Genomic DNA, 1,473 nt, shown 5'->3' with positions numbered 1-1,473 from the left:
GCCCACGTTATGCACCAGCCTGAAAACGCCGATCTGCGCGACAACCACCCGCTTGAGGATCAAGAGCCGGCACGTCGTCCCCAGCAAGGGCCGACACAAACCCATTACGCGCCCGAACCCGCGGGCCACGAAGGCACGCTGGGGGGCCAGCCACCCTTGAATGCGCCTGCCGGAATACAAAGGCTGGGACGTGGCGGAGTGTTGGTGGAGAAAAGCCCGAATGGTGCGGAGGATGAATCTTCGGCGGTGCGCCATGAACAGCGCAAGTGACACCGGACTGGCGCACTGGCGCCGGCTCTTCAGCGCGCCTGAAGAAACTCGGTATCGTAGATCCGCCGGATGACCTTGACCGACTCTGGATCATTCCATTTTTCGACGATGCGCCGATAAAAAGGCTCGCCTCGCACTGCGAGCAAGATCTCGTTGATTCTTTCTATGGTTTGCTGGCCCCATGCATTCTTGGGGCACAAGATCCGGTCATAGGTAATGGCGCCCTGCTCGGCCGTCCGGATTTTCGTCAGCGCGCCGTCGTGTCCCATATGGCTGGCCACATCAAATGCCACCAGGGGCGACTCCACCAGATAGTCCAGATGCCCCGCCAGCAGCATTCCGATGGCTTCCTTCAACTCTGAATAGTTTTCCTGTGGTGGATTGGCCATCAACAGTGGGTCCAACTGCGGACCATAAGACCTGCCGCGCATCACGGAAGTGACCAGGCGTCGATTGCGCAGCAAGTCCTGCACCGACTCCACGTGGTTGAAGCGGCCGACGTCATTCTTGCGGACAATGACCTGTAGCGGCAGAAATATCGAAATCGGCAGCGAGAAATAAGCATACTGTTCGCGCTCAGGCGTCTTCAAGGCGCCAACGAAGCACCAATGATTGCCATTCCTGATTTCGTTGATGATGCGCGGAAACGCTGCATTCAATTCGACATGCTGGTATTGCGGCAGGCGGGCCTTCAGGACATCGAGGATCAAATCGAAAATGCCCTGATGGGCCCGCGGGCCCTCCTGGATCATGTAAGGCGGAACATGGTGCTTTCCCCATGTGATCTGATCCTTGGCCAGAACGACGGGACATGCCAGGATCGTCAACAGGATCAGCAAGAATCGGCAAGGGAATTTATTCGGCTTCACTGATACCCATCCAAAAATGGACCACATGCTCACAGGTCCGACTGACAAATTGGTGACAACAATGGTCGAGTGACGGGCCATCGCCACTTCCCCTCTCCGCCCGGCATGAAAACGACATCTGCCGGCATAGCCAGTTTCTCATCTTTTCCACGAGTTTCCCACCCGCGTGCCATCGCCCCTCATACGGAGGGCGATCACAATTGCCATCAGGAAATTCCTTATGGAGAAATAAATAAAGCAAATAGATAATCAATTTAAGCATATTTATTGAATAAAACATTTATATATATGCCATCACCCTCATTCATTCAGGCGCATCAGAACCGCGCCTCAT

At 55.1% G+C, this 1,473-nt stretch carries 2 protein-coding genes; one reads left to right on the top strand and one right to left on the bottom strand.

Annotated elements, in window-relative coordinates; genetic code table 11:
- Positions 1-270: hypothetical protein (locus tag I5W_RS32965; RefSeq protein WP_252717232.1), on the top strand; the 270-nt coding region annotated here is incomplete at its 5' end.
- Positions 271-299: 29 nt separating this feature from the next.
- Here the strand turns inward: I5W_RS32965 and I5W_RS25895 are convergent.
- Complete coding sequence (locus I5W_RS25895) at positions 300-1,109, bottom strand: transporter substrate-binding domain-containing protein (RefSeq protein WP_044531415.1); 810 nt, start codon at positions 1,107-1,109, stop codon at positions 300-302.
- Positions 1,110-1,473 lie beyond the last annotated feature (364 nt).

Source organism: Herbaspirillum sp. B65, assembly GCF_000333555.1.
GTDB classification, from domain to species: Bacteria; Pseudomonadota; Gammaproteobacteria; order Burkholderiales; family Burkholderiaceae_D; genus Herbaspirillum; species Herbaspirillum rubrisubalbicans.
Note: the sequence above shows the minus strand (reverse complement) of the source record. Positions and strands in the feature narration are given on the sequence as shown.